24 protein-coding genes and 1 riboswitch are annotated in these 22,064 nt (G+C 65.0%); of the genes, 18 read left to right on the top strand and 6 right to left on the bottom strand.

Translation table 11 applies throughout. The features are described 5' to 3' along the window. Positions 1-22: 22 nt before the first annotated feature. Both mazG and ACFY68_RS24230 read left to right on the top strand, forming a co-directional pair. Positions 23-856, top strand: coding sequence for a nucleoside triphosphate pyrophosphohydrolase (mazG, locus tag ACFY68_RS24235; RefSeq protein WP_387532683.1), 834 nt, complete (start codon positions 23-25; stop codon positions 854-856). 26 nt (positions 857-882) lie between these two features. Further along, positions 883-1,422: a DUF2058 domain-containing protein gene (locus ACFY68_RS24230; protein ID WP_346616096.1), complete on the top strand. Its 540-nt coding sequence runs from the start codon at positions 883-885 to the stop codon at positions 1,420-1,422. A gap of 44 nt (positions 1,423-1,466) precedes the next feature. Here the strand turns inward: ACFY68_RS24230 and ACFY68_RS24225 are convergent, their stop codons facing one another. The 4 genes from ACFY68_RS24225 to purM form a co-directional block, all read right to left on the bottom strand. Further along, positions 1,467-1,649, bottom strand: a complete 183-nt coding sequence (locus ACFY68_RS24225; protein ID WP_027595853.1) for a hypothetical protein — start codon at positions 1,647-1,649, stop codon at positions 1,467-1,469. Positions 1,650-1,898: 249 nt separating this feature from the next. Next, positions 1,899-2,609 carry a DUF3108 domain-containing protein gene (locus tag ACFY68_RS24220; protein WP_346616095.1) on the bottom strand — a complete coding sequence of 237 codons (711 nt, stop codon included), beginning with the start codon at positions 2,607-2,609 and terminating at the stop codon, positions 1,899-1,901. Positions 2,610-2,617: 8 nt separating this feature from the next. After that, positions 2,618-3,271, bottom strand: a complete 654-nt coding sequence (gene purN / locus ACFY68_RS24215) for a phosphoribosylglycinamide formyltransferase (protein ID WP_387532678.1) — start codon at positions 3,269-3,271, stop codon at positions 2,618-2,620. Further along, on the bottom strand, positions 3,271-4,329 hold the full coding sequence (gene purM / locus ACFY68_RS24210) for a phosphoribosylformylglycinamidine cyclo-ligase (protein ID WP_008092173.1): 1,059 nt from the start codon (positions 4,327-4,329) through the stop codon (positions 3,271-3,273). The genes purN and purM overlap by 1 nt, the downstream gene beginning before the upstream one ends. A 411-nt stretch (positions 4,330-4,740) precedes the next feature. Between purM and ACFY68_RS24205 the strand changes: the two genes are divergently transcribed. The 5 genes from ACFY68_RS24205 (at position 4,741) to ACFY68_RS24185 (ending at position 9,369) form a co-directional block, all read left to right on the top strand. Next, positions 4,741-5,805: a DUF2066 domain-containing protein gene (locus ACFY68_RS24205; RefSeq protein WP_387532675.1), complete on the top strand. Its 1,065-nt coding sequence runs from the start codon at positions 4,741-4,743 to the stop codon at positions 5,803-5,805. A 12-nt stretch (positions 5,806-5,817) separates the two neighbouring features. Then, entirely contained in the window at positions 5,818-6,891 is a 1,074-nt protein-coding gene (locus tag ACFY68_RS24200) for an AI-2E family transporter (RefSeq protein WP_387532672.1), read from the top strand. Between the two features lie 325 nt (positions 6,892-7,216). Next, a complete protein-coding gene (hda, locus tag ACFY68_RS24195) occupies positions 7,217-7,924 on the top strand; it encodes a DnaA regulatory inactivator Hda (protein WP_346615777.1) in 708 nt (235 codons plus the stop codon). Between the two features lie 126 nt (positions 7,925-8,050). After that, entirely contained in the window at positions 8,051-8,695 is a 645-nt protein-coding gene (locus ACFY68_RS24190) for a C40 family peptidase (RefSeq protein ID WP_346615776.1), read from the top strand. A 140-nt stretch (positions 8,696-8,835) separates the two neighbouring features. Then, positions 8,836-9,369 carry a C40 family peptidase gene (locus ACFY68_RS24185; protein WP_387532667.1) on the top strand — a complete coding sequence of 178 codons (534 nt, stop codon included), beginning with the start codon at positions 8,836-8,838 and terminating at the stop codon, positions 9,367-9,369. A 12-nt stretch (positions 9,370-9,381) separates the two neighbouring features. Here the strand turns inward: ACFY68_RS24185 and ACFY68_RS24180 are convergent, their stop codons facing one another. Then, on the bottom strand, positions 9,382-10,698 hold the full coding sequence (locus ACFY68_RS24180) for a PQQ-dependent sugar dehydrogenase (protein ID WP_387532664.1): 1,317 nt from the start codon (positions 10,696-10,698) through the stop codon (positions 9,382-9,384). A gap of 58 nt (positions 10,699-10,756) precedes the next feature. Next, entirely contained in the window at positions 10,757-11,674 is a 918-nt protein-coding gene (locus ACFY68_RS24175) for a LysR family transcriptional regulator (RefSeq protein WP_387532661.1), read from the bottom strand. 124 nt (positions 11,675-11,798) lie between these two features. Here ACFY68_RS24175 and ACFY68_RS24170 point away from each other — a divergent pair, with 124 nt between their 5' ends. The 11 genes from ACFY68_RS24170 to ACFY68_RS24120 all read left to right on the top strand — a co-directional run bounded on the left by ACFY68_RS24170 (position 11,799) and on the right by ACFY68_RS24120 (position 22,055). Further along, entirely contained in the window at positions 11,799-12,857 is a 1,059-nt protein-coding gene (locus ACFY68_RS24170; RefSeq protein WP_387532658.1) for a tartrate dehydrogenase, read from the top strand. 84 nt (positions 12,858-12,941) lie between these two features. After that, a riboswitch (cobalamin riboswitch) is annotated at positions 12,942-13,163 on the top strand. Between the two features lie 123 nt (positions 13,164-13,286). Beyond that, positions 13,287-13,898 (top strand): cob(I)yrinic acid a,c-diamide adenosyltransferase, encoded by a 612-nt coding sequence (cobO, locus tag ACFY68_RS24165; RefSeq protein WP_387532655.1) that lies wholly within the window; start codon positions 13,287-13,289, stop codon positions 13,896-13,898. After that, entirely contained in the window at positions 13,895-15,190 is a 1,296-nt protein-coding gene (locus ACFY68_RS24160; protein ID WP_387532652.1) for a cobyrinate a,c-diamide synthase, read from the top strand. The genes cobO and ACFY68_RS24160 overlap by 4 nt, the downstream gene beginning before the upstream one ends. Continuing rightward, positions 15,187-15,837, top strand: coding sequence for a 5,6-dimethylbenzimidazole synthase (gene bluB / locus ACFY68_RS24155; RefSeq protein ID WP_387532649.1), 651 nt, complete (start codon positions 15,187-15,189; stop codon positions 15,835-15,837). The genes ACFY68_RS24160 and bluB overlap by 4 nt, the downstream gene beginning before the upstream one ends. Continuing rightward, on the top strand, positions 15,834-16,742 hold the full coding sequence (gene cbiB / locus ACFY68_RS24150; protein WP_387532646.1) for an adenosylcobinamide-phosphate synthase CbiB: 909 nt from the start codon (positions 15,834-15,836) through the stop codon (positions 16,740-16,742). The genes bluB and cbiB overlap by 4 nt, the downstream gene beginning before the upstream one ends. Next, a complete protein-coding gene (gene cobD / locus ACFY68_RS24145) occupies positions 16,735-17,727 on the top strand; it encodes a threonine-phosphate decarboxylase CobD (protein WP_387532643.1) in 993 nt (330 codons plus the stop codon). The genes cbiB and cobD overlap by 8 nt, the downstream gene beginning before the upstream one ends. Continuing rightward, on the top strand, positions 17,724-19,178 hold the full coding sequence (locus ACFY68_RS24140) for a cobyric acid synthase (RefSeq protein WP_387532640.1): 1,455 nt from the start codon (positions 17,724-17,726) through the stop codon (positions 19,176-19,178). The genes cobD and ACFY68_RS24140 overlap by 4 nt, the downstream gene beginning before the upstream one ends. Before the next feature lies 1 nt (position 19,179). Continuing rightward, a complete protein-coding gene (gene cobU, locus ACFY68_RS24135; protein WP_387532637.1) occupies positions 19,180-19,701 on the top strand; it encodes a bifunctional adenosylcobinamide kinase/adenosylcobinamide-phosphate guanylyltransferase in 522 nt (173 codons plus the stop codon). Further along, on the top strand, positions 19,698-20,753 hold the full coding sequence (cobT, locus tag ACFY68_RS24130) for a nicotinate-nucleotide--dimethylbenzimidazole phosphoribosyltransferase (protein ID WP_387532634.1): 1,056 nt from the start codon (positions 19,698-19,700) through the stop codon (positions 20,751-20,753). The genes cobU and cobT overlap by 4 nt, the downstream gene beginning before the upstream one ends. Next, entirely contained in the window at positions 20,750-21,319 is a 570-nt protein-coding gene (gene cobC, locus ACFY68_RS24125) for an alpha-ribazole phosphatase family protein (protein WP_387532631.1), read from the top strand. The genes cobT and cobC overlap by 4 nt, the downstream gene beginning before the upstream one ends. A 1-nt stretch (position 21,320) precedes the next feature. Further along, complete coding sequence (locus ACFY68_RS24120; RefSeq protein ID WP_387532628.1) at positions 21,321-22,055, top strand: adenosylcobinamide-GDP ribazoletransferase; 735 nt, start codon at positions 21,321-21,323, stop codon at positions 22,053-22,055. Positions 22,056-22,064 lie beyond the last annotated feature (9 nt).

Raw genomic sequence — 22,064 nt, 5'->3', positions numbered from 1 at the left:
CACCGCCGAAGGACCTGATTGAATGACCTACACCCTCGAAGACCTGCTGCACCTCATGGCCCGCCTACGTGACCCGCAGTACGGCTGCCCGTGGGACCTCAAGCAGAACTACGCGAGTATCGTCCCGCACACCATCGAGGAAGCCTACGAGGTTGCCGACACCATCGAACGCGGTGATTTCGAGCACCTGCAGGGCGAACTCGGCGACCTGCTGTTCCAGGTGGTCTACTACAGCCAGCTGGCCCGCGAGGAGGGGCGTTTCGAGTTCGGCGGCGTGGTCGATGCCATCACCCGCAAGCTGATCCGCCGCCACCCGCATGTATTCCCGACCGGCGAACTGTACGCGCCGCTGGACACCCCCAGCCTGAGCGAGGCCGAGGTCAAGTCGCGCTGGGAGGAGATCAAAGCCGAAGAGCGCGCCGAGAAGAGCGAACCTGAACAGCTGTCGCTGCTCGATGACGTGCCGTCGGCATTGCCGGCATTGTCTCGGGCGGCCAAACTGCAGAAGCGTGCGGCCACGGTCGGTTTCGACTGGCCAGACGCTTTGCCGGTACTGGACAAGGTCCGCGAAGAACTCGACGAAGTGCTGCAGGCCATGGCTGACGGCGATGCCGATGCCCTCGAGGATGAAATCGGTGACTTGCTGTTTGCCACCGTCAACCTGGCCCGCCACCTCAAGCACGACCCGGAAAACGCCCTGCGCCGCGCCAACCGCAAGTTCGAACGGCGTTTTCGCTTCATCGAACAGGCCTTGCGTGACAGCGGTCGGCCCATAGAAGATTGTAACCTTGACGAACTGGATGCCCTTTGGGGGGAAGCCAAACGTCAGGAAAAGAACCTGCCCAGCTGCGGCTGAGTGGCTGCATAAGTGAGTGAACATCCATGAGTCTTTCCCTTCGCGATCAATTGCTCAAGGCCGGTCTGGTCAACCAGAAACAGGTTTCCCAGACCAACAAGGCCGAGAAAAAACAGAAACGCCTGGAACACAAGGGCCAGGTCGAGGTAGACGACACCCAGCAGCGCCTGGCCAAGGAAGCCATGGCCGAGAAGGCCAAGCGTGACCAGGAGCTGAACCGTCAGCAGCAGGAAAAGGCCGAGCAGAAAGCCCGCGCCGCGCAGATCAAGCAGTTGATCGAAGCGACCCGCCTGCCCAAGCTCACCACCGAGGACTATTTCAACTTCGTCGATGACAAGAAGGTCAAGCGCCTGGCCGTCAACGCCCTGATGCGCAGCAAGCTGAGCAATGGCGCGCTGGCCATCGTGTCGCATGCCGGTGGCTATGAAGTGATCCCGCGCGAGGCGGCGGTGAAGATTCAGGAGCGCGACCCGCATCGCATCCTGTTGCTCAACACCCATGTCGAGGAAGCGGACGAAGATGACCCGTACGCGGCCTACAAGATCCCTGATGATCTGATGTGGTAAGCAGCAAAAACCCCGCCTAGGCGGGGTTTTTTTTAAAGATGGGGTCATTGCGTGGTGCGTTGGCTTTCCAGGTCTTCAAGCTCTACCCGGTACTGGTGGGCTTCGTGTTCATTGTGGAACATCCCCACCAATTGGCCCTGCTGGTGCACATCCCAGATCCGCACGCCAGCGGCCAGGCCTTCGTGGGACATTTTCGATTCGTCGCGTTCGGTTACTTGGACTGTCATCGGTAAACTCCACTGCTAGGTTGGTTGCGACATTGTGTCGCACACCTCCTTTATAGAGTTTGTTAGCAGGCTAAGTAAATAAAACGGCCATGAAACAAGTTTCATGTTCGCCAAGGCTGGCCAACTGTGGGAGCGGCCTTGTGTCGCGAAAGGGGCGCACAGCGCCCCCAGGTTCTCGAGTGTTGCTGCAGGATCGCTGGGGCCGCTACGCAGCCTTTTCGCGACGCAAGGCCGCTCACAACTTGCAGATCAGTTGCCCTTCACCGGTTTGCCGTCGACCGTGCCATCCTGCAGCACGATCACGTATTCCTTGCCATCGGTCTCAACCTGACGCAGTTGCACCAGCAGGTAGTCCCACTGCTTTGCGAACCACAGCTCGGTGATGCGCTTGCTTTGGCTCGGGTCGCGCACGCGCTCGACCTTCACCGCATCGACCTGGCCGGTCTTGGTGGTGACTTTTTCGGTGCCGAGCACACGGAAGTCGTAGGTGTCGATCTCGTCACCGTCGACCACCTGGTAGGTCATGCTCTTCTTGCCGGCAGCCACGTCGTGCTGCAGTGCCAACTGGTAGGAGGACTTGTCCAGCACACCGCGGTTGAGCGGCAGGCTGACGGCATCGCCGCGGTCGCTGCCGGTGATTTTCTTGCCAGTCCAGTCGAAGGTCAGGTCGACTTTCTTGGCTTTGCCCAGGCCGCCCCGCTCGAAGTGATACTGCTGCGGCAACAGGGTGTCGTTGTCCATGCGCAGGGTGCTTTGCTCGGTCAGGCTGGCGATCATCATGGAGGCCTTGAAGTTAAGGTCCCAGGTGCCGTCGGCTTTTTTGACCAGGCTGCGCTCGGCAGTGCCGCTCATGGGGAGTTGCTTCCAGTCGGCGGTGTAGCTAGCCGAGAAAGGCTTCAGGTCAGCTGCCTGGAGGGGCAGGGCGAGCACGGCTAGAGCCAAGAGCAGGGCGCGACGCATAAGTTCTCCTAGGGTCGAATCAGATGACCACTGGCCGGCAGTGGCTGGCCATCCAGTAATGCACCCTGTTCGCCCAAGCGCAAGCGCCCTTCGGCAAACCAGTGCACTGCCAGCGGGTAGACATGGTGTTCCTGGTGGTGAACCCGTTGGGCCAGGCTTGTTTCCGTATCGCCAGGCGCTACCGGTACCACAGCCTGTACGACCAGAGGGCCGCCATCGAGTTCCTCGGTGACGAAGTGCACGCTGCAGCCATGCTCGGCGTCGCCTGCCTCCAGTGCCCGTCGGTGGGTATGCAGGCCCTTGTACTTGGGCAGCAAAGACGGGTGGATGTTGAGCAGGCGGCCCTGGTAGTGGCGCACGAAGCCGCCACTGAGGATACGCATGAAGCCGGCCAGCACGACCAGGTCGGGGGCGAAGCCGTCGATGCGCGCCATCAGCGCTGCATCGAAGGCTTCACGGCCGTCAAAGCCGGTATGGTCCAGCACGGCGGTGGGGATGCCCGCCGCCGCTGCACGCTGCAGGCCGTAGGCGTCGGCGCGGTTGGAAACCACCGCCGCGATACGTACCGGGCTGTGTTCACCGCGGCTGCTGTCGATCAAGGCTTGCAGGTTGCTGCCGGAACCCGACAGCAGTACTACAACATTGCAGGGCTTGCTCGGCATCAGTGTGCCTTGAGGTTCTGCAATTCAACCTGGGCAGCGCCCTCGGCAGCTTGTTCGATGCGGCCGATGACCCACGGCTGCTCGCCTTCTGCACGCAGTACGTTCAGGGCAGCTTCGACCTGGTCCTGGGCTACGCAGATGACCATGCCGACGCCGCAGTTCAATACGCGGTGCATTTCATGTTCGTCGACGTTGCCTTTTTCCTGCAGGAAGTCGAACACCACCGGGCGCTGCCAGCTGGCCACGTCAACCACGGCCTGGGCGTTTTTCGGCAGTACCCGCGGGATGTTGTCCAGCAGGCCGCCACCGGTGATGTGGGCCATGGCCTTGACGGCGCCGGTCTGCTTGATCAGTTGCAGCAGTGGCTTGACGTAGATGCGGGTCGGGGCCATCAGCAGGTCGGTCAGCGGCTTGCCGTCGAGCTGGGTGTTCTCGATGTCGGTGCCCGACACTTCGAGGATCTTGCGGATCAGCGAGTAGCCGTTGGAGTGCGGGCCGGAGGACGGCAGGGCGATCAGCGCGTCACCGGTCGCGACTTTGGAGCCGTCGATGATTTCGGCTTTTTCCACCACGCCGACGCAGAAGCCGGCCAGGTCGTAGTCTTCGCCTTCGTACATGCCCGGCATTTCGGCGGTTTCGCCGCCCACCAGGGAGCAGCCAGCCAGTTCACAGCCAGCGCCGATGCCGGTGACCACGGTGGCGGCGACATCGACGTTGAGCTTGCCGGTAGCGTAGTAGTCGAGGAAGAACAGCGGCTCGGCACCGCAGACCACCAGGTCGTTGACGCACATGGCGACCAGGTCCTGGCCGATGCTGTCGTGCTTGTTCAGGTTCAGCGCCAGGCGCAGCTTGGTGCCGACGCCGTCGGTGCCGGAGACCAGCACCGGCTGTTTGTAGCCGGCCGGGATCTCGCAAAGGGCGCCGAAGCCACCCAGGCCACCCATGACTTCAGGGCGTGCGGTGCGTTTTGCCACGCCCTTGATGCGTTCGACCAGTGCTTCGCCGGCGTCGATGTCTACACCGGCGTCCTTGTAGCTCAGGGAGGGTTGCTTGCTCATTGATCCAGGCCTTTAAGAGGGAGGGATTCGTAAAAACGACCGTGACGGCCAAGGCCGGCTGGGGAGCGGCGGCTGCCTGAAACGTCAGAGGTCTGTGAAGGCGCGCGATTTTATCAGGGTTGCCGTGCAGCGGCCATCCTCAGGCCGACGGGCAGGGCAGTAAATGGTGAAAAACCGTGTTGTGCCTGCCATCACATTTGCGGCGCCCATCAGATCGAGCGCCGCCCGCGCGGCGCATCGCGGATAAATCCGCTCCTACATTTGTTGCAACGTGCCATGGCCTGATAGACCATGGTTGCCAGCCTTGTGGGTACGACGAGATTGCTCGGCTGGCGCTAGCGCCGCTCGGTCTCGAGAGCGCCATCTATCCCAAGCCCCTGCGCTCCCGTTGTATATGGACAGGAATCCTTCATGCCTCTTTTCAAAACACTGGCAGCAGCCTCACTTACCCTGATCGCTTCGGTGGCCCAGGCCGAAAACGTCTCCGGGCTTTATCAAGTGCGCGAGCCGCTCGAAGGGCAGGGCGCCGAAGCCAGGACCGCCGCGACCGCCAAGGCGCTCGACACCCTGGTGCTGCGCCTGACCGGCGACACCAAGGCAGCGCAAAGCCCCGCACTGGCCGAGCTGCGCAAGGATCCGCAGCAGATCATCAACCAGGTGGGCACCGAAGCCGGCCCGCCCGAGTCGGTACTCGTCGAGTTCGACCCTGGCAGCACTGAGCGGGCCTTGCGCAAGGCTGGGTTGGCGTTGTGGGGGAGCAACCGGCCATCGATTCTCGGCTGGTGGCTCAACGACAGTGTCGAAGGCAACAACCTGATCGGCGATGGCCAGGGCAGTGCACAACCCCTGCGTCTTGCCGCTCAGCACCGCGGCCTGCCGCTGCGCTTGCCGCTGGCTGACCTGCAGGAGCAACTGGTGGCCAACGCCAAGCAGCTGGAAGGCAGCGACCCGGCGGCCCTGCGCGAAGCCTCCGAGCGTTACGGGGCGGACGCCCTGCTGGCCGTGCATGCCCAGGAAGCGGACGGCAAGTGGCAAGGCAAATGGCAGCTATGGCTGGGCGACAAGCGTGAGCAAGGCACTGCCGAAGGCGCCGACCAGGCTGCCCTGGCCGATGCCGTGATGCTGGCGGTGAGCAACCGCCTGGCGCCACGCTACGTGACCCGCCCGGGTGCCAGCAGCCAGTTGCAGCTGCAAGTGCAAGGCATGACCCTGCAGCGCTATGCCGAACTGAGCCGCGTACTCGAACCCTATGGCCCGCGGCTGCAGGTGGCCGACGGTAAAACGCTGACCTACGGCGTCACCGCCAACCGCGACCAGCTGCGCGCCCAGCTCGGCCTGGCCAAGCTGCAGGAGCTGCCGGCAGACGCGCCTGTTGCCGCCCCGGTTGCGCCTGCACCGGGTACCAGCACCACGCCCGACCAACCGGCCGCAGCCCCAGCGCCCAAGCCGTTCGACGGCCTGCGTTTTCGCTGGTAAGGAACCGTAATAATGACTGATATGCGTCGTTGGATCTGGTTGGGCGCTGGCCTGCTGATTGCCGTGCTTCTCTATAGCCTGCACAACATTCTCTCGCCGTTTCTGGTGGGTATTCTGCTGGCTTACCTGGCCGACCCCCTGGTCGATCGGCTGGAGCGCCTGGGTTTGTCCCGCACCTGGGGCGTGGTGGTGGTGTTCAGCCTGTTCACCCTGATTCTGCTGGCCTTGCTGCTGGTCTTGATCCCCATGCTGGCCAAGCAATTGGTGCGCCTGTACGAACTGGCCCCGCAGATGCTCGACTGGCTGCAGCACGTGGCGTTGCCGTGGGTTCAGCACCGCCTGGGGCTGGCCGACGGGTTCTGGAAATTCGACAAGATCAAGGCCGCCGTCAGCGAGCACATGAGCCAGACCACCGACATCGTCGGCATGCTGCTGTCCCAGGCCACCGCGTCGAGCCTGGCGCTGTTGGCCTGGCTGGCGAACCTGGTGCTGATCCCGGTGGTGGGTTTCTATCTGCTGCGCGACTGGGACCTGATGATGGCCAAGCTGCGCAGCCTGTTGCCGCGCAATCGCGAGTCGCAGATTGTTGGGTTGGCGAATGAGTGCCACGAGGTGCTGGGGGCGTTCGTGCGTGGCCAGTTGATGGTCATGCTCGCGCTGGGCGTCATCTATTCCGCCGGGTTGATGCTGGTAGGGCTGGAGCTGGGGCTGTTGATCGGCATGCTGGCGGGGCTGGCGGCCATCGTGCCGTACATGGGTTTCATCATCGGCATCGGTGCGGCGCTGGTGGCGGGGCTGTTCCAGTTTGGTGGCGATCTTTATCCGATGCTCGGCATCGTCGCGGTGTTCATGGTCGGCCAGGCCCTTGAAGGCATGGTGCTGACGCCGCTGCTGGTGGGGGACCGCATCGGCCTGCACCCGGTGGCGGTGATTTTTGCCATCCTCGCCGGTGGCGAACTGTTCGGCTTTACCGGCGTGCTGCTGGCACTGCCCGTGGCGGCCGTGATCATGGTGCTGCTGCGGCATGTGCACGACATGTACAAGGAGTCGGACATGTACGACGGGGAGATCGACCCGGATTTATAAGTCAGATATCGAGATTGCGGTTGTTGTTGATCTGCTCTTGATCTGCTTTTGCTTTTAGCGCGCGGTAGCACAGGCGACGCAGATTGCGACTTCAGGAGGCCGAACGGAGGTCGCAATCGGTGGTGGCTGGACCTTCGCGTACTGAAAGCAAGATCAAAAGCCACAGCCACAGCCACAGCCACAGCCAAGCATGAGTTTTTGCTCTGCAACTTATTGATTTTGCTTGGGCTATCCGCCTACGTGATTGTGTACCCTGCAATGCAGGTATAGACTTTGCACACCGATCACCCTAGGCCCCCTGTGGTCCTCCCGACCGCCCGCGAGCATGAAACCACCGATCCAGTTGCCCCTGGGTGTGCGCCTGCGCGATGACGCCACCTTCATCAACTACTATCCGGGCGCCAATGCTGCGGCATTGGGCTACGTCGAGCGGCTATGCGAAGCCGACGCCGGCTGGACCGAGAGCCTCATCTACCTGTGGGGCAAGCAGGGTGTCGGCCGCAGTCACCTGTTGCAGGCCGCGACGCACCGCTTCCAGCAGCGCGGCGAAGCCGCCGTGTACCTGCCCCTGGCGCAACTGCTTGACCGGGGCGTCGGGCTGCTCGACTACCTGGCGCAGTACGAGCTGGTGTGCATCGACGACTTGCACGTGATCGCCGGCAAGGCCGATTGGGAAGAGGCAATGTTCCACCTGTTCAACCGCCTGCGCGACAGCGGCCGGCGCCTGCTGCTGGCCGCCTCGGCGTCCCCCCGTGAACTGCCCATCAAACTCCCTGACCTCAAATCGCGCCTGACCCTCGCGCTGGTCTTCCAGATGCGCGGCCTGTCCGATGAAGACAAGCTCCGCGCCCTGCAACTGCGTGCCTCGCGCCGCGGCCTGCACCTGACCGACGAAGTCGGCCACTTTATCCTCACCCGTGGCACCCGCAGCATGAGTGCGCTGTTCGACCTGCTCGAACGCCTCGACCAGGCTTCGTTGCAGGCGCAACGCAAACTGACCATCCCGTTCCTGAAGGAAACACTCGGCTGGTAAGCCCGTAAATACGGGGCTTTGAGCGGCAAAACGAAAAAGTCACATCTTTTTCGATAAAATTTGCAAATGGTCCCGATAGAAGGCATAGTTTCCCCCTTCTAAAGGATTACAGACACGGTCGTGCCCATGCTAAAGCGCTTCGCACCCCTCGTGCCCCTCGCACTCGTGACCCTGTTGATTGGCTGTGCGGCACAAAGCCCGGTTTCCCAGCCCCAGGATCACACCCCGGTTGCCTCGCAATCGGTGACCAAGGCCAAAGCTTCGGCATCCTCCGTCTTCGGCGAACAGGAAGAACTGGCCACCGAAGATGATCTGCAAGCGTTCTCCAGCGGCAGCAAACCTTACCAACTGCCAGTGCTGGCAGACAGCATTCTCGAGCGCGGTATGTCGCTGATCGGCACCCGCTACCGCTTCGGTGGTACCTCGGAGGCCTCTGGCTTCGACTGCAGTGGTTTCATCGGTTATCTGTTCCGTGAAGAGGCCGGCATGAACCTGCCGCGTTCGACCCGCGAAATGATCAACGTCGATGCACCCAAGGTAGCCCGCAACAAGCTCAAGCCAGGCGACCTGCTGTTCTTCAGCACCAACGGCCGTGGCCGGGTCAGCCATGCCGGCATCTACCTGGGTGACAACCAGTTCATCCACTCCAGCAGCCGCCGCAGCGGTGGTGTGCGCATCGACAACCTCGGTGACCGCTACTGGAGCAAGACCTTCATTGAAGCCAAGCGTGCCTTGGCCATGGCGCCGACCACCAATATCGCGCGCAACTGATATCAAAATGATGTATCTTGCCGCGGCGGCGATGCTTGATAAAAAAAGCTCGCCGCCGTGCGCATTTACAGAAAGCGTCTAATCTAAATTCTCAACACTTTTCGGCTGCGGCCTGCGGTCTCAGACAGGATGTTCTGGCCATGAAGATGATGGCGCGCTTCGCATTCCTTTCCTTGGTGGCATTGCTTGCCGCCTGCTCCAGCCGTGCGCCTGCACCGGCACCGGTTGTGCAACCCAAGATCACCTTTAGCCAGCCCGATGGTTCGCCCATTGCCGACGATGTGCTGATCCGCGCGATCGGCCTGGTCGGTACGCCGTACCGTTGGGGGGGCAACACGCCGGATTCCGGTTTCGATTGCAGCGGCCTGATCGGCTATGTCTACCGCGATGCCGCCGGTATCAGCCTGCCGCGCTCGACGCGGGAGATGATCGTCATGCGTGCGCCGACCGTGGATATGAACTCACTGCAATCCGGTGACTTGGTGTTCTTTGCCACCAGTGGTGGCTCGCAGGTCAGCCACGCCGGTATCTATGTGGGTGAGGGGCGCTTTGTGCATGCGCCATCCACTGGCGGCACAGTGCGCCTGGACTACCTCTCCAACAGCTACTGGTCCAAGGCCTACCTGCAGGCCAAACGGGTTATTCCTCAAGGCCACCTGGCGCAGAACCCCTGATCAAGCCAGGCGCTACGGCGCCTTGCTGACCCGCCACACCACATTGCCGACATCGTCCGCCACCAGCACGCCGCCGCGCTGGTCGTTGACTACCCCGACCGGTCGCCCCATGGCCTTGCCATCGCTGTCGAGAAAGCCGGTGAGCAAATCGACCGGTTTACCCATGGGTTTGCCGGTGCTGTCGAACGGCACCAGGATGACCTTGTAGCCGCTGTGTGGTTTGCGGTTCCACGAACCATGCTGGCCGACCAATGCGCCGTGATCAAACGGCGGTGGCAGCACGCCAGGTTGCGCGAACGCCAGCCCCAACGAGGCGGTGTGTGGGCCTACTGCATAATCTGGCACCAACGCGCGGGCTACTTTCTGCGGATCCTGCGGTTTGACGCGTTCATCGACATGCTGCCCGTAGTAGCTGTAAGGCCACCCATAGAATCCGCCATCCTTGACCGAGGTGATGTAGTCCGGCACCAGGTCACTGCCAATCTCGTCACGCTCGTTGACCGCTGTCCACAAGGCGCCCGTATGCGGCTCCCAGGCCAGGCCGTTGGGGTTGCGCAAGCCTGAGGCAAAAATCCTGTGCGTGCCGCTGGCGGCATCGACTTCCCAGATCGCCGCGCGACCCTGCTCCTGGTCCAGGCCGTTCTCGCCGACATTGCTGTTCGAGCCCACGGTTACATACAGCTTCTTGCCATCAGCGCTGGCAATCACGTTCTTGGTCCAGTGGTGGTTGAGCGTCCCGCCGGGCAAATCGACAACTGCCTTGCCGAGCTCGCGAATCTGCGTGGCCCCTGGCGAGTACTTGAAACGCAGCAGTCGGTCGGTGTCGGCGACATAGAAGTCATTGCCCACCAAAGCCATGCCGAACGGTGAGTTGAGCCCCTCGATAAAGGTGGTGCGCAGTTCGGCAACGCCGTCATGGTCGGCGTCCCGCAGCAACGTGATGCGGTTGGCGCTAGGCACCCCGGCGCCTGCGCGCTTCATCGCCTTGCCCATCAGCCAGCCGCGGATGCCCTTGCCATCCTCGGGCTTGGGCGGGGCGTTGGTCTCGGCGACCAGCACGTCGCCATTGGGCAGCACATACAGCCAGCGCGGATGGGCTAGTTTGTCGGCGAAGGCTGCCACTTGAGTGCCCGCTGCAGCCTTGGGCTTGCCGCCGCTAGGCCAGCCGATGGCGGGTGCGATGTTGACGGTGGGGATCAATGTCGGATTGGGCGCAGGCAATTGCGGTGCAGGCCCGCTGCCTGCATCGACGCCCAGTAATGCGGTATCGCCGCATCCCGCCAGAAAGGCGCCCAGCGCCCAGGGTAAGAGAATGCCGATGCGATTCATGGACGCCGCGCTCCTGAGTAGGTCTCTCAGTATTCAGAGCGCGGCCAGGCATGCCAGTTCATCCAACTTCTTCAAGGTCCAGGTGGTCGATGCGCTCGAAACGCTCGATCAAAAAGTCGATCAGCCTGCGCACCCGCGCCGACAGGTGCAACTGCTGCGGGTACACCGCGTAGACGTCAGCACGGGTTGGCGTCTGATCTTCCAGCAACAGCCGCAAACGCCCGCTACGCACGTAGCGGGCGATGTCCCACTCGGCGCGCAGCAAGATGCCGTGGCCCTGCAGCGCCCAGTTCAGTGCCACCTCACCGTCGTTGCAGCTCAGTGCTCCCTGCACCTTGATGTTCTGCGTGCGCCCGCCGTTGGTGAAGCTCCACACGCCATAGGGCGATTCATTCTGGCGCAGGAAAATGCAGTTGTGCTGGGCCAGGTCTGCCAGTTTCAGCGGGGTGCCGTGCTTTTCCAGGTACAGCGGTGAAGCGCACAGCAGGCGGCGGTTGGACGCGATCTTGCGGGCATGGAAGGAGGCGTCCGGCAGGCTGCCGAAGCGAATCCCCAGGTCGAAGCCGTGGCTGGCGAGGTCCAGCGGGTGGTCGCTGATTTCCAGCTGCACTTCGATGTCCGGGTAGCGCGCATAGAAGTCGGCCAGTGCCGGGCCGATGTAGCGGCGGCCAAAACCCAGCGAAGCGTTTACCCGGATCAAGCCCTTGGGCTCGGCGCGGTGGCGGCCGATCAATTGTTCCACTTCATCGACCTGGACGAGGATGCGTGCTGCGTGAGCGAAGTACAGCTCGCCCTCGGCCGTCAGGCTCATGGAGCGGGTGGTGCGGTTGACCAGGCGCACGCCCAGGCGTGCCTCCAGTGCTGCCAGGCGCTTGCTCACCGCCGGCGGCGTCACACCCAGCTCGCGTGCGGTGGCAGCCAGGCTGCCTTGCTTGGCCAGTAGGTGAAAAAAGCCCAGGTCCTGTGTTGGATTCATCATTAACCCATGGTTACTTAAGAGGTAATTCAGGGTTAACTGCTGCCCTGGGTTCACTACATATACTCGGCTCATACCCGCCAGCACAAGCCCGGCGGGCCACAACAAGCATGGGAGTCGAGGCATGAGCAACTACAAGATCGCGGCAATTCCGGGTGATGGCATTGGTGTCGAGGTGATCGCCGCGGGTGTCGAGGTACTGCAGGCACTGGCTGCCAAGCGCGGCAACTTCGGCATCGATTTCGAACATTTCGATTGGGGCTCGGAGCGTTACCTGCGCGAAGGCCAATACATTCCCGAGGGCGGCCTGGAACGGCTGAAAACCTTCGATGCCATCTTCTTCGGCGCCGTGGGCAGCCAGGACGTACCGGACCATGTGTCGCTGTGGGGCCTGCGCCTGCCGATCTGCCAGGGCTTTGATCAGTTCGCCAATGTACGCCCCGCCCGCGTGTTGCCAGGGGTGACCAGCCCGCTGGCCAAGGGCAAGGCAATTGACTGGGTGATCGTGCGGGAGAACTCCGAAGGGGAATACTCCGGCAGTGGCGGCCGTGTCCACCAGGGCTTGCCGATCGAAGTGGCCACCGAGGTCTCGACCTTCACCCGCGTTGGCGTCGAGCGCATCCACCGCTTCGCTTTCGAGCTGGCCCGCACTCGCCCGGCAAAACACCTGACCCTGGTAACCAAGTCCAACGCGCAGCGCCATGGCATGGTGCTGTGGGACGAGGTGTTCGAGGAGGTGGCCAAGGATTACCCCGATGTGCGCACCACCCGCGAGCTGGTGGACGCAGTGACCACCACCATGGTGCTCAAGCCCGAGCAGTTGGATGTGGTGGTGGCCACCAACCTGCATGCCGACATCCTGTCCGACCTGGCTGCCGCGCTGTCCGGCAGCCTGGGCATCGCGCCCACCGCCAACCTCAACCCCGGCCGTGACTTCCCGTCGATGTTCGAGCCCATCCACGGCTCGGCGTTCGATATCACCGGCAAGGGCGTTGCCAACCCCATCGCTACTTTCTGGACCGCGGTGATGATGCTGGAGCATCTGGGCGAACACGCTGCCGCGCGCGAGCTGATGGCCGCGATCGAAGCGGTCACCGAAAGTGGCCTGCACACGCCTGACCTGGGCGGCAAGGCGACCACCCGTGAAGTGACCGATGCAGTGTTGGCGCTGATTCGTCGCTAAAGCTCAAAGCCCATCGTCGGCAAGCCGGCGATAGGCTATGTGAAATCACCCCCGTTCGATTGACGCTCCCCATTCAACCCTCTAACCTTCGCGCGTGTTTCAGGTGCCCTGCCAGCCTTGTCTGGGTGGGGTGAAACTGGGAAGCCGGTGGGCGCCATAAACGGCGCGAGTCCGGCGCTGCCCCCGCAACGGTAGGTGAGTCAAAGGCCGCGCAGGGCCACTGGATGCCAGCATCCGGGAAGGCGCGCAGGCCGGGCCGGCGCCCGCTCACAAGCCCGGAGACCGGCCTGTCACTGCCAACGGCATCACGGAGGGTGATGCGCGGTGCACTGTGGCGTCTGGCCACGGCTCCTGCGCGCTCTCCGCCTGCCTGTCTATCGACCTGTCGCCGCTTCTTCGCGTGGCGTCAGCCTGCGGAGTACCCCCCACATGAGCGAACCCACCGAACGCGACGAACGCCACCTGGCGCGCATGCAGCGCAAGAAGGCGGTCATCGACGAGCGCATCGCCAATTCCCCCAATGAATGCGGCCTGTTGCTGGTACTCACCGGCAACGGCAAGGGCAAGAGCAGCTCGGCCTTCGGCATGCTCGCGCGCGCTCTGGGCCATGGCATGCAATGCGGCGTGGTGCAGTTCATCAAGGGCCGCAACAGCACCGGTGAGGAGCTGTTCTTCCGGCGCTTCCCCGAGCAGGTGCGCTACCACGTGATGGGCGAGGGCTTTACCTGGGAAACCCAGGACCGTCAGCGCGACATCGCCGCCGCCGAAGCGGCTTGGGCGGTTTCGCGCCAATTGCTGCAAGACCCGACCGTGCAGTTTGTGGTGCTCGATGAACTGAACATCGCGCTCAAGCATGGCTACCTCGACCTCGACCAGGTGCTCTGCGACATCCAGGCGCGTCCCCCCATGCAGCATGTGATCGTCACGGGCCGCGCGGCCAAGCCGGAAATGATCGAGCTTGCCGACACGGTCACCGAGATGGGCATGCTCAAGCATGCGTTCCAGGCGGGCATCCGCGCGCAGAAGGGCGTCGAACTGTGAGCCACACGCGACACTGCCCGGCCGTACTGATCGCGGCCCCGGCTTCTGGCCAGGGCAAGACCACCGTGACTGCGGCCCTGGCCCGCCTGCACCGCAACCTCGGGCGTAAAGTCCGGGTGTTCAAGTGCGGGCCTGATTTTCTCGACCCGATGATCCTCGAGCGCGCCAGCGGTGCGCCGGTGTACCAGCTCGACCTATGGATGATCGGCGCCGAAGAGAGCCGCCGCCTGCTGTGGGAAGCGGCGGGCGAGGCTGACCTGATCCTGATCGAAGGGGTCATGGGGTTGTTCGACGGTACCCCGTCCAGCGCCGACCTGGCGCGCCATTTCGGCGTACCGGTACTGGCGGTGATCGATGGCACCGCCATGGCCCAGACCTTTGGCGCCCTGGCCTTGGGCCTGGCGCGCTATCAGGCCGACCTGCCGTTCGCTGGTGTGCTGGCCAACCGGGTCGGCAGCCTGCGCCATGCGCAACTGCTTGAAGGCAGCCTTACCGAGGGGCTGCGCTGGTACGGCGGGCTGTCGCGCGAGCGCGGCATCGAGCTGCCCAGCCGCCACCTGGGGTTGGTGCAGGCCAGTGAGCTGAATGACCTGGATGCGCGCCTGGACGCTGCCGCCCAAGCCCTGGGCAGCAGCTGCGATGCAGCATTGCCGCCGCCGGTGGCCTTCGCCGAACCCGCGCCGCAGCCCTGCGCCGCGTCGCTGGCTGGCGTGCGCATCGGCGTGGCGAAGGACGAAGCGTTTGCCTTCACCTATGGCGCCAACCTCGACCTGCTGCGCAACCTGGGCGCCCAGCTGGCATTCTTCTCGCCTGTTCACGATCAGGCGCTGCCCGATGTGGACAGTTTGTACCTGCCGGGCGGCTATCCCGAGCTGCACCACCGTGCCCTGGCTGCCAACGCGCCGCTGACTGAAGCCATCCGTGCCCACCACGCCGCCGGCAAGCCCCTGCTGGCCGAATGCGGCGGCATGCTCTACCTGCTCGATGCCTTGACCGACGTTGCCGGTGAACGTGCGGCGCTGCTCGGCCTGCTGCCGGGCGAGGCGACCATGCAGAAACGCCTGGCAGCGCTTGCTCTGCAGGCCGTCGAGCTGCCCGAGGGTACCCTGCGCGGGCATACCTACCACCACTCGCTGACCAGCACCGTACTGGAACCGATTGCCCGAGGCCTGAGCCCCAATGGTGGGCGCGGCAACGAAGCGGTCTACCGCCTGGGCCGGCTCACCGCGTCATACGTGCACTTTTATTTCCCGTCCAACCCCGAGGCGGCGGCGGCGCTGTTGCGGCCATGAGCGAACACGCCTTCAGTGACGCCGAGCGCGCCGCGGTCTACCGGGCCATCGGCGAGCGCCGCGACATGCGCCACTTTGCCGGCGGCACGGTGGCCCCCGAGGTGCTCGGCCGCCTGCTCGGCGCCGCGCATCAGGCCCCCAGCGTTGGCCTGATGCAGCCGTGGCGTTTCATTCGCATCACCCAAGGCGAACTGCGCGGGCGCATCAAGGCGCTGGTGGAGGAAGAGCGGTTGCGCACCGCCGAGGCCTTGGGCGAGCGTACCGACGCCTTCATGAAGCTCAAGGTCGAAGGCATCAACGATTGCGCCGAACTGTGGGTGGCGGCGTTGATGGACAACCGTGAGCCACACATTTTCGGCCGCCGAACCTTACCGGAAATGGACCTGGCCTCGCTGGCCTGCGCGATTCAGAACCTCTGGCTGGCGGCCCGTGCCGAAGGCCTTGGCATGGGCTGGGTTTCGCTGTTCGAGCCCCAGGCACTGGCCGAGCTGCTGGGTATGCCTGCCGGCGCCAAGCCGGTCGCAGTACTGTGCCTTGGGCCGGTAACCGAATTTTATCCGGCACCCATGTTGGTGATGGAAAACTGGGCCGAAGAGCGGCCCTTGAGTGACATGCTGTTCGAGAATCAATGGGGAGAGCGCCAATGAGCGTGGCCTTGCTGACCGTGGCCGGTGTGGCCCTGGATGCGTTGCTGGGCGAGCCGCAGCGGCGCCACCCGCTGGTGGCCTTTGGCAACCTGGCATCGAACCTGGAGCGGCGCCTGAATGCCGGTGGGCGAGGCTGGCGCAGCCACGGCGTGAGTGCCTGGTTCCTGGCCGTGGTGCCCTTGATGCTGGTCGCGCTGATCCTGTCCTGGCTGCCGTATGTGGGCTGGCTGGTGGACGTGCTGGCGCTGTATTGCGCGCTGGGCCTGCGCAGCCTGGGCGAGCACGTGCTGCCCGTTGCCAGTGCCCTGCGCCAGGGCGACCTGGAAGAAGCACGGCGGCGTGTCGGCTACCTGGTCAGCCGCGAAACCCGCGAGCTCGATGAGCCCGCCGTGGCCCGGGCCGCCACCGAATCGGTGCTGGAGAACGGCAGCGATGCGGTGTTCGCCGCGCTGTTCTGGTTCATCATCGCCGGTGCGCCGGGCGTGGTGCTGTACCGCCTGAGCAATACCCTCGACGCCATGTGGGGCTATCGCAACGAACGTTTCGAGCGCTTTGGCTGGTGCGCGGCGCGCATCGACGATGTGCTCAACTATATTCCCGCAAGGCTGGTGGCGCTGACCTACGCGCTGCTCGGCAAGACCCGCCTGGCGCTGACCTGCTGGCGCAAACAGGCGCCGTTGTGGGACAGCCCTAACGCCGGGCCGGTGATGGCAGCAGGTGCCGGGGCGCTGGGCGTCGAACTCGGCGGCCCGGCCGTGTACCACGGCGAGTTGCACGAGCGCCCGCGTTTGGGCGAAGGGCCGATGGCCGGCGCCGACGCTATCGAGCGTGGCTGGAGCCTGGTGCAACGTGGCGTGTGGCTGTGGTTGCTGCTGATTTGCCTGGGAGCGTACCTGAATGCTTGAGCACGGAGGCCGCCTGTTGCGGGCGGTACGGCAGTACGGCATTGCCCGTGAGGCCTGGCTCGACCTGTCCAGCGGCATCGCGCCGTGGCCGTACCCGATCCCGCCGATCCCGGTGGATGCCTGGGCCCGCCTGCCGGAAACGGAGGATGGCCTCGAAGCGGCTGCTCGCGCTTATTACGGCGCTCGCCAGTTGCTGGCAGTGGCCGGCTCGCAGGCGGCGATCCAGGCCTTGCCGCAGTTGCGCCCGACGGGTCGGGTTGGCGTCATTTCGCCGTGCTACGCGGAGCATCCGCAGGCCTGGCAGCGGGCAGGGCACCTGCTGATCGAGCTGGATGAAGCGCAGGTCGAGGGCACACTCGACAGCCTCGATGTGCTGGTGCTGGTCAATCCGAACAACCCCACCGGCCGCCGTATACCCCGCGAGCAGCTGCTTGCCTGGCATGCCCGCCTGGCCGAGCGGGGCGGCTGGCTGGTGGTCGATGAAGCGTTCATGGATAACACCCCCGAACACAGCGTGGTGGAGTGTGCCGAGCGCCCCGGGCTGATCGTGCTGCGTTCGTTCGGCAAATTCTTCGGCCTGGCCGGTGTGCGGCTTGGCTGCGTGGCAGCCGAACTGCCACTGCTGCAGCGCCTCGCCGACCTGCTTGGCCCTTGGACCGTCAGCGGCCCGACCCGAGTAGTGGCCCAAGCCTGTTTCGCCGACCAGGCAGCGCACCCGGCGCAGATCGAACGCTGCGCCCAGGCCAGCCAGCGGTTGGCCGTGCTTCTGGAACGCAGCGGCCTTGCGCCTACCGGCAGCTGCGACCTATTCCAGTACGTGCGCAGCGACCGTGCCGCGCACCTGCATGACTTTCTCGCCCGCCGGGGCATCCTCGTCCGCCTGTTCGAGTACCCGCCAGCCGTGCGCCTGGGCCTGCCCGCCAGCGGGGCCGATGAACAGCGCCTGGCACAAGCCCTGGCCGATTATCAGAAGGAAACGGCATGACCACCCTCATGGTGCAAGGCACCACCTCCGATGCCGGCAAGAGCACGCTGGTCACCGCGCTGTGCCGCTGGCTGTTGCGCCAAGGCGTGGCCGTGGTGCCGTTCAAGCCGCAGAACATGGCGCTCAACAGCGCAGTGACCGCCGACGGTGGCGAAATCGGCCGCGCCCAGGCCGTACAGGCCCAGGCCTGCCGGCTGGCGCCGCACACCGACATGAACCCGGTGCTGCTCAAGCCCAACAGCGACACCGGTGCCCAGGTGATCATCCATGGCCGCGCAGTCACCAGCATGAATGCGGTGGCCTATCACGACTACAAAGCCATCGCCATGCAGGCGGTACTGGCGTCACACCAGCGCCTGAGCGCTGAATACCCGGTGGTGATGGTCGAAGGGGCGGGCTCGCCTGCCGAGATCAACCTGCGCGCCGGTGACATCGCCAACATGGGCTTTGCCGAAGCGGTCGACTGCCCGGTAATCCTGGTGGCCGACATCAACCGGGGCGGGGTTTTCGCTCACCTGGTCGGCACCCTCGAACTGCTGTCGCCGAGCGAGCAGGCGCGGGTCAAGGGCTTCGTCATCAACCGCTTCCGTGGCGACATCGCCTTGCTGCAGCCGGGCCTGGACTGGCTGCAGCAGCGCACCGGCAAACCGGTGCTGGGCGTGCTGCCGTATGTCACCGACCTGCACCTGGAGGCCGAGGACGGTATCGATGTGCGCCAGGCGGCCAAGGATGAGCGCGTGCTCAAGGTGATCGTTCCGGTGTTGCCGCGCATCAGCAACCACACCGACTTCGATCCGCTGCGCCTGCACCCGCAGGTGGACCTTCAGTTCATCGGCCCTGGCCAGCCGATTCCGCCGGCCGACCTGATCATCCTGCCGGGTTCCAAGAGCGTGCGCGGCGACCTGGCGCAACTGCGCGCGCGCGGCTGGGACACGGCCATCGCCCGGCACCTGCGCTATGGCGGCAAGCTCATCGGTATTTGCGGTGGGCTGCAGATGCTCGGCCACCACGTGCACGACCCGCTTGGCCTGGAAGGGGCTGCAGGCTCCAGCCCGGGCCTGGGGCTGCTCGATTACACCACTTCCCTCGAAGCCGAGAAGCAACTGCGTAACGTGGCCGGGGCGTTGAGCCTTGAGCAAGCACCCGTGGCGGGGTACGAAATTCATGCCGGTGTCACCCACGGCGCTGCGCTGCAATGCCCGGCCGTGCAGTTGGCCGATGGCCGCAATGATGGCGCCATCAGCGCCGACGGCCAGGTCCTTGCCACCTACCTGCATGGCCTGTTCGAAGGCAGCCAGTCGTGCGCCGCACTGCTGCGCTGGGCGGGCCTGGAGGGCGTGCAGCAGGTTGACTACGAGGCCCTGCGCGAGCGCGATATCGAGCGCCTGGCCGACCTGGTGGAAAAACACCTGGATACCGCGCACCTGCGCCAGCTCTGTGGAGTCGCCTGACATGCTCAACCTCATCCTCGGCGGCGCCCGCTCGGGCAAAAGCCGCCTGGCTGAACGACTGGCTGCCGAAAGCGGGCTGCCGGTGACCTACATCGCCACCAGCCAACCGCTCGATGGCGAAATGAACGAACGCGTGCGCCTGCACCGCCAGCGTCGGCCAAGCGACTGGGGGCTGATCGAGCAACCCCTGGCCCTGGCCGCCGTGCTGCGCGCCGAGGCCGCCGAAGGGCGCTGCCTGCTGGTGGACTGCCTGACCCTGTGGCTGACCAATTTGCTGATGCTCGAAGACGAACAGCGCCTGGCCGAGGAACGCGACGCGCTGCTCGACTGCCTTGTGCAGTTGCCCGGCACGATCCTCCTGGTCAGCAACGAAACCGGCCTGGGCGTGGTGCCCATGGGCGAGCTGACCCGGCGCTATGTCGACCAGGCCGGCTGGCTGCACCAGGCCGTCGCCGAACGCTGCCAGCGGGTGGTACTGACCGTCGCTGGCCTGCCCCTGATGCTGAAAGGACCTGCACTATGAACCCGACCTGGTGGCGTGACGCCTGCCAACCTCTCGACACCGCCGCCATGGACCAGGCCCGCGCCCGTCAGCAGCAGCTAACCAAACCTGCCGGGTCGCTCGGCCAGCTGGAAGGCCTGGCCGTGCACCTGGCCGGCCTGCAAGGGCGTGAGCGGCCGACCCTGGACCAGGTCGCCATCACTATTTTCGCCGGTGATCATGGCGTGGTGGAGGAGGGCGTCTCGGCTTACCCGCAAGCGGTGACCGGGCAGATGCTGCGCAACTTCGTCGGCGGCGGCGCGGCGATCAGCGTGCTGGCGCGCCAGCTGCAAGCCAGCCTCGAAGTGGTCGACCTGGGCACCGTCTACCCGGCGCTCGAGCTGCCGGGTGTCCGCCATTTGCGTCTGGGCGCGGGGACCGCCAACTTCGCCCGCCAGCCAGCGATGACCGACGCGCAACTGCATGCCGCCTTGCAGGCCGGCCGCGACAGCGCTCAGCGCGCTGCGGCTAACGGCGCGCAGCTGTTCATCGGCGGCGAGATGGGCATCGGCAACACCACCGCAGCTGCGGCACTGGCCAGCACGCTACTGGCCTGCGCGGCGGGTGACCTGAGCGGCCCGGGCACCGGCCTGGACGCTGCCGGCGTGCGGCACAAGGCTGAGGTGATCGAGCGCGCCTTGGTACTACACGGCCTGCGCGCCGACGACCCGCTGCAGGCGCTGGGCTGTGTCGGCGGCTTCGAGATCGCTGCGCTGGCTGGGGCCTACCTGGCCTGCGCGCAGCAGGGCATTGCCGTGTTGGTGGACGGCTTCATCTGCAGTGTCGCCGCGCTGGTTGCAGTGCGCCTCAACCCGCACTGCCGCGCCTGGCTGCTGTTCGCCCACCAGGGCGCCGAGCCAGGGCACCAGGCCTTGCTCGAAGCGCTGCAGGCTGAGCCGCTGCTAGCCCTGGGCCTGCGCCTGGGTGAGGGCAGTGGTGCCGCCCTGGCCGTGCCGCTGATGCGCCTGGCCTGTGTGCTGCACGGGCAGATGGCGACCTTCGCCGAAGCGGCCGTGGCGGACCGGCCGACATGATCCTCGACCTGCTGCGCCACGGTGAAACCGAACAGGGCGGCGGCTTGCGTGGCAGCCTTGACGACGCCTTGACCGAACAGGGCTGGGCGCAGATGCGCGGGGCTGTGCGTGAGGGTGGGCCTTGGCAGGTGCTGGTCAGCTCGCCCTTGCAGCGCTGCGCGCGGTTTGCCGACGAGCTGGGGGCGCGCCTGGGTTTGCCGGTGCAGCGCGAGGCGGGCCTTCAGGAGCTGCATTTCGGTGAGTGGGAAGGGCGCAGCGCCTTGCAGATCATGCAGACCCAGGCCGATGAACTGGGGCGTTTCTGGGCTGACCCCTACGGCTATACACCGCCTGCCGGCGAGCCTGTGAGTGCGTTCGCCGAGCGCGTGCTCGCTGCGGTTGCTCGGCTGTACCAGCAGCATGCCGGCAAACGGGTACTGCTGGTCACCCACGGCGGTGTCATGCGCTTGCTGTTGGCGCGCGCCCGTGGTCTGCCGAAAGAGCAATTGCTGCAAGTCGAAGTGGGGCACGGCGCGTTGGTGCGCATGCTGATGAATGAAGACGGGCTCGTGGAAGAGGTACGCTGAGGTGCTGCCGTTCTGGATTGCCCTGCAGTTCCTGAGCAGCCTGCCGGTACGCTTGCCGGGGATGCCCGAGCCGCGCGAAGTGGGGCGCTCGCTGCTGTGCTATCCACTGGTGGGCCTGCTGTTCGGCGTGTTGCTGTGGCTGGCCAGCCACCTGCTGCAAGGCACGGCCGCCCCGTTGCATGCGGCCTTGTTGCTGGCGTTGTGGGTACTGCTAAGTGGAGCGCTGCACCTGGACGGCCTGGCCGACAGCGCCGATGCCTGGCTGGGCGGGTTCGGCGACCGTGAGCGTACGCTGCAGATCATGAAAGATCCGCGCAGCGGGCCAATTGCGGTGGTGACCCTGGTGTTGGTGTTGCTGCTGAAGTTCTGTGCGTTGTGGGTGCTGGTCGAGCGCGGCGCAGGGGCGTTATTGGTACTGGCGCCGGTGGTGGGGCGGGCGGCGATGCTGGGGCTGTTCCTCGGGACGCCCTACGTGCGCCCGGGTGGTTTGGGGCAGGCACTGGCCGAGCACCTGCCGCGGCGCGCGGCGGGCTGGGTGCTGCTGGGTAGCGTGCTGCTGTGCCTGCTACTGGGTGGCCTGCGCGCTGTCTGGCCCATGGCGGTGGCACTTGGTGTGTTCCTCTGGCTGCGACGGCTGATGTGCCAGCGGCTGGGCGGGGCCACCGGGGATACGGCCGGGGCGCTGCTGGAGTTGCTCGAGCTCGCGGTCGTGTTGGCGCTGGCGTTGGCATTCTGAGCCGCTGAC

Origin of the sequence: Pseudomonas sp. NPDC012596, assembly GCF_042902325.1 — a bacterium.
Lineage (GTDB): Bacteria > Pseudomonadota > Gammaproteobacteria > Pseudomonadales > Pseudomonadaceae > Aquipseudomonas.
Note: the sequence above shows the minus strand (reverse complement) of the source record. Positions and strands in the feature narration are given on the sequence as shown.